At 65.1% G+C, this 5505-nt stretch carries 6 protein-coding genes; 4 read left to right on the top strand and 2 right to left on the bottom strand.

All coding sequences use genetic code 11. From position 1 onward, the window contains the following. The first annotated feature begins 125 nt into the window (after positions 1-125). Entirely contained in the window at positions 126-629 is a 504-nt protein-coding gene (locus tag DBR22_RS18290; RefSeq protein ID WP_108600184.1) for an Lrp/AsnC family transcriptional regulator, read from the top strand. Between the two features lie 35 nt (positions 630-664). On the opposite strand, the gene DBR22_RS18285 is transcribed toward DBR22_RS18290, so the two are convergent. Beyond that, on the bottom strand, positions 665-1906 hold the full coding sequence (locus tag DBR22_RS18285; protein ID WP_108600183.1) for an MFS transporter: 1242 nt from the start codon (positions 1904-1906) through the stop codon (positions 665-667). A gap of 170 nt (positions 1907-2076) precedes the next feature. On the opposite strand from DBR22_RS18285, the gene DBR22_RS18280 reads away from it, so the two are divergent. From DBR22_RS18280 to corA, 3 genes are read left to right on the top strand one after another with little or no spacing between them, the layout of a single operon-like run. Further along, positions 2077-2574 carry an Lrp/AsnC family transcriptional regulator gene (locus tag DBR22_RS18280; RefSeq protein ID WP_108600182.1) on the top strand — a complete coding sequence of 166 codons (498 nt, stop codon included), beginning with the start codon at positions 2077-2079 and terminating at the stop codon, positions 2572-2574. A 47-nt stretch (positions 2575-2621) separates the two neighbouring features. Then, positions 2622-3047, top strand: coding sequence for a DUF1761 domain-containing protein (locus DBR22_RS18275; RefSeq protein WP_108600181.1), 426 nt, complete (start codon positions 2622-2624; stop codon positions 3045-3047). A gap of 1 nt (position 3048) precedes the next feature. After that, a complete protein-coding gene (corA, locus tag DBR22_RS18270; RefSeq protein WP_108600180.1) occupies positions 3049-4044 on the top strand; it encodes a magnesium/cobalt transporter CorA in 996 nt (331 codons plus the stop codon). Between the two features lie 4 nt (positions 4045-4048). On the opposite strand, the gene DBR22_RS18265 is transcribed toward corA, so the two are convergent. After that, positions 4049-5505 (bottom strand): ABC-F family ATP-binding cassette domain-containing protein (locus DBR22_RS18265; protein ID WP_108600179.1); only part of this gene is annotated, 1457 nt, incomplete at its 5' end.

Below are 5505 nucleotides of genomic sequence, written 5' to 3'. Positions count from 1 at the left end.
CCGGTGAACTATCAGGCACCAAACCGGCACCGCGGCTGGTGATTATTCGGGAGATGACAGCATTCGGGCCGGATGAGGTGGAAACCGGCGTCTAGGATGAACTCACAGACGTATGAGGAGAATCCATGAGCAGCAACCCCAAAAACATCCGGCCGGGCAGCCACTTCGAACCGCTGGATGCCATTGATGAGCGGCTCCTTGCCGCTTTGGTGGACGACGCCCGGATCTCCAACAAGCAGTTGGCGGAGCTGGTGGGCATCGCCCCTTCAACGGCCCTCATGCGGACCCGCGCGTTGTCCGAGCGCGGCATTATCCAGGGGTTCGAAGCAAAACTCAGCCTCTCGGCGATCGGCCGTTCAGTCCAGGCGCTGGTCGCTGTCCGGCTGCGGGCACACGACCGCGACCAGATCGACAGGTTCACGGCCCGCGTCCCCCACTTGCCCGCGGTCCTCTCGACCTTCCATACCTCCGGCTCCGTGGACTATCTGCTGCACATCGCCGTCGCCAGCACGGAGGACCTGCGGGACTGGGTGCTGGACAACCTCGCGACGGACCCCGTGGTGGGCCACACGGAAACCACCCTGGTCTTTGCCCACATCCAGGGCAACCACGGCCCGCTTCCGGACTGAGGGCTTCGGGGCTGAGGGCTGCTCCGGACTCAGGGCTACCGGGCAGGGCGGAGGGACGTCCTCAGCGTCGCGGCGGCGAGCGCCAGGGCTGCGGCGCTGCACAGGACCACAAAGCATGTCACGGCCGTTTCCAGGCCGAATGCCGCTGTGGCCCAGCCCAGCCCGATCACGGGCACGGCGCTTCCCAGGTACGTGATGACGTATACGGTGCTGACAATCTGCGCATGCTGTGCAGCCTCGACTTTGGCGGCCACGTCATTGAAGACCATCCTGAAGGCGACGCCCTGGCCCAGCCCGGCGCAGACACTGGCAGCGGCCAGCAGCGGCAGGCTGCTCCACGCGGCAGCCGTTGCCAGGAGCAGCACTGAGATACCCAGCAGGGCCAGCCCGGCCGGAACCGCGAACCGGCCGCGGACGGACAGCAGCTGGCTCAGTGCCGACGCGCCAAGGGTCATTCCCGCCAGGGCCCCGATCAGGGGGCGCGAGTCTGTCTGGATAATCTGGGCGAAGTACCCCGGGGCGAGGGACAGGCAGAACCCAAAGACCGCGAAGCTGAGGAATCCGACGGCGGCGGCGAGCCAGAAGGCGCCCCGCGCCGCAGCGGACACTGTGGGGCGGCGCGGGGCCAGGGCCCGGAGGGGACGCCCACCGGCGGGAAGTTTGATGGCCGGCCGCGCCTGCAGCAGGTACAGCGGAACGAGCAAGGACGCCAGCACCACGGAGTGGATGTAATACGGGGCAGTGGTGGGCCCTGGCAGCATCGACAGCAAGCCGCCGATGAGCGGACCGGCGGCCACGCCTCCCGACGTCGCCAGCAGCGTGAACCGCGATGCCCACTCCGGGCGCGACGGAAGCAGTTCGCGCAGCGCAGCGGCACTGGCACCGGTGGCCAGGGCAACGGCAACCCCCTGCAGCGCCCTGCCTGCTGAAAGCACCATGAGGTTCTCCGCCTGGGAAAATACCCACCCACCGGCCAGGCCGGCACAGACCGCGAGAATAAGCGCCGCCCGCCGGCCGATGTGGTCCGACCAATGCCCGGCCAGCATGAGCGTGCCCACCAGCGCCAGGACGTAACTGGCAAAGGCTGCTGTGACGCCGAGCGCGGAGAGGCCGAGGTTGGCCTGGAGCAGCGGATACAGGGGTGTGGCCAGGTTGGCGCCCACCAGCAGCGTAAAGATGACCGCGCCGGCCATGACCAGCCGGGCTGTGGTGGAGGCGTTCCAGCCGTGGCGCGCGGCGGTGGCCGGACGCATGCGGAGCTCACTGAAGACTGTCATTGGCGTTGCCTTGGCGCTGACCGGGGCGGGCGATCCTTGTGGGAGACTGCCCCGGGAATGAACGTGGATACCTAAAGAATGAGGCTTTACTGCCTGATCAGGAGCCATCTGATGGCAGAATTGAGCAAAATAATCAATCATTCACGCGATAAATAACTGAAAGCGACAGTTTGAACACTCTTGACCCCACTGATCTGAAGATCCTGCTGGAACTTGTCCGGGACCCCCGCATCCAGATCGGCGAGCTCAGCGAACTGCTGGGTATCGCCCGCAACACGGCACAGACCCGGGTCCGCCGGCTGCTGCGCGCCGGCGTGCTCCAGGACGGCGGGCGCGAAGTGGATCTCGCCGCCGTGGGGTACGACGTCGTCGCTTTCGTCACGATCGAGGTGACCCACCGCGAGCTGGACGGAGTGGTGGGAGCCCTCCGCCTGCTCCCCCAGGTGCTGGAGGTCCACGAGATTTCCGGCCGGGGCGATGTCTGGTGCCGCGTGGTGGCCACCGACACCCACAACCTGCAGTCAGCCCTCCGCCAGATTCTCCGGATCAAGGGCGTCATCCGGACCGAAACGGTACTGGCGCTGCACACCCATATTCCGTACCGGACCGAACCCCTGATCAGCCGGCTGGCGCAGGCCGACGCCGGAAAGGCAACACGGCCCCGGTAATATCCGGGGCGCCGCGGGGCCCGTCCGCAGGCGGTTAGGATTCGAAGATGGATTGGCTTGCACACATTTCTCAGATCAACTGGCTGGCCGTCGCGCTGGCCTTCATCGCCAGCATGGCCATCGGCTTTGTCTGGTACCTGCCCGCCGTACTGGGCAACAGGTGGATGACCGCCATTGGAAAAACCGAGGACGACCTCAAGAACGTCAGCGGCGGGGCAGGGATCTGGGTGCCCATGATGGTTGCAGCAGCCCTGACCGCCGTCCTGTTGGCTGTCCTGATCAGCAAGCTGGGCCTGGACAACGCAGTGGCCGGAGGCTGGTTTGCGCTGGTGCTCGGACTGGTTTTCCGTGCCGGCGGCCACGTCATCCACAACGGTTTCGCCGGCCGGCCGGCAGCTGTCACACTCATCGATTCCGGCCACGATCTGCTGGCCATGACGGTGTCCGGCGCCATCATCGGGGCAATGTCCTGACGTGACAATCATCGACAATGCCGTCTACGTGGACGGGGTCCGCAGCGCGGAACCGGAAAGCCTGGAACAGACGTTCGAAACCCTCGCCCACCACGGGGGCATGGCCTGGATCGGGCTGTACCGGCCCACCGAAGCGGAAATGGCCGCCGTCGCCACTGAGTTCGGGTTGCACAACCTCGCGGTGGAGGACGCCATCTCCGCCCACCAGCGGCCCAAGCTGGAGCGTTATGACGAGCACCTTTTCACGGTGCTCCGCCCGGCCCGGTACCTGGATGCATCAGAGACAGTGGAGTTCGGCGAGCTGCACATTTTCACCGGCCGGAACTTTGTCATCACCATCCGCCATGCGGAAATGGACGGGGTAGCGCGGGTACGGCGCCGCCTCGAGGGCCGCCCCGAGCTCCTGCGGCACGGCCCGGAAGCCGTCCTCTACGCCCTGCTTGACCTGGTGGTGGACGATTACGCCCCGGTGGTGGCCGGACTTGAGAACGACATCGACGAGATCGAGGACCAGCTGTTCAGCGGTGACTCCACTGTCTCGCGGCGGATCTATGAACTGGCCCGCGAAGTCATCCAGTTCCAGCGCGCCATCCATCCGTTGCCCGGCATCATGCAGCAGCTCAGGAAGGGCTTCGAGAAGTACGGCGTCAATACCGAGCTTCAGCACAACCTGCGCGATGTTGAGGACCATGTGGAGCGGGTCATTTCCCGGGCGGACTCATTCCGGGACCTGCTGCAGAATGCCCTCACCCTGGACGGAACGCTGACCGCCAACCGGCAGAACGAGGCCAGCGCCGAGCAGAACGAACAGGTCAAGAAGATCTCCTCGTGGGCCGCGATCTTCTTTGCACCGTCCTTCGTGGCGGGCGTATACGGGATGAACTTCGACTACATGCCCGAGCTCCACTGGGTTCTGGGCTACCCGCTGGCCATTGTGCTGATGGCCGCTACAGCTGGCCTGATGTACGCGATCTTCAAGAAGAAGGACTGGCTCTAGGGCCTCACGCAACCAGCAGGTCGACGCTTCCCTGGCCCACGGCTTCAGTATTGAAGACGAGCCGGCGGTTGGCGATCTTGTCCGTGAAGAACCGGTCGTGGCTGACCACCACCACCGCGCCGGGGAAATGCAGCAGGGCGCGTTCCATGACCTGCGTGCTGGACAGGTCAAGGTGGTTGGTGGGCTCATCCAGCAGGAGGACCGATGCGCCCGAGAGCAGGCACTGGGCCATCGCCACCCGGGACCGCTGGCCACCTGACAGGTTGCCGATCCGCTGCTTGAGGTCGGCCTCGGAGAACTGGAACATCGCAAGGAACCTGTTGACCGATTTCTTCGTTGCCGTCAGTGCCAGGCTGTCCGGCATCGCATTGACCGCGTGGGTGACAGTATCGTCGTCGTCCAGTTCCTCCAGGACCTGGTTGTACGACACCATCCGCGCGCCCTTCGCCCAGGCGACCGTGCCGGAGTCGGCCGGCTCCTCGCCGGTGAGCGCCCGGAGCAGCGTGGTCTTGCCACTGCCGTTGGCCCCGATGACTGCGATCCGGTTGCCCCGTCCGATCTCGAAGCTGAGGCCGCTGAACAGTGTCCTGCCGCCGTAGGCCTTGGTGAGTGAATCCACCCGGCATAACACGTCCTTGACGTACAGTCCGCTGTAGATCTCGGTGATGATCGTGTCCACCGGCCGGGGCGCTCGTGACTTTTTGATCCTGGCCAGCTGGTTTGCCAGTCCCTTGCCGGCCGCCTTGGCAGCCTCGCGGCGGTCGGAGATGCCCTCGGCCTCAAAGGCAAGGAGTTCGGATTCGTGTACAAACTGGCTCTCGAGGCTCTTGAGCCTGAACTGCTTTGCCACCACGTACTCGGCGAAGTTGCCCGGATATTCATGCAGGTGGAAGTTCTCCACCTCGATGATCCGGGTGACCACGGCGTCCAGGAACTTCCGGTCGTGGGAAACGATGATCGCGGCGCCGTTGAAGGTCCTGAACCAGCCGTCGAGCCATTCGACGCCGGCCACGTCAAGGTAGTTGGTGGGCTCATCAAGCAGCAGGACGTCCGGTGCTTCGAGCAGGATCTTCGCCAGGGCCGCCCGGTTCCGCCACCCGCCCGAAAGTTCGTCAATGGCGCAGGTGCGGTGGTGTTCGCTGAAGCCCAACGTGGTGAGCACCTTGTCGATGGTGCGCGGGTAGTCCCAGCCGTCGAGCCTGTCCATGGCTTCGAAGAGCCCGGACTGCCGGTGGATCAGCTCATCAAGGCGGGTTGCGTTGGCGGAATCGGCTGCAATCTCTTCATCGATCCGGGCCAGTTCGGCTTCGATCTCCTGGACGTGGGCGAACAGCCCGGTCAGCACCTCGGCGATGCTGGAGGCGCCGTTCAATTCGGAGAACTGCGAGAAGTAGGCGGTTTTGATCCCGAGCTCCACGGCCACGGTTCCGGCGTCGGGAGCCACCCGGCCCAGGATCAGTT

The organism is Arthrobacter sp. HMWF013, from assembly GCF_003061105.1.
GTDB lineage: Bacteria > Actinomycetota > Actinomycetes > Actinomycetales > Micrococcaceae > Arthrobacter.
Note: the sequence above shows the minus strand (reverse complement) of the source record. Positions and strands in the feature narration are given on the sequence as shown.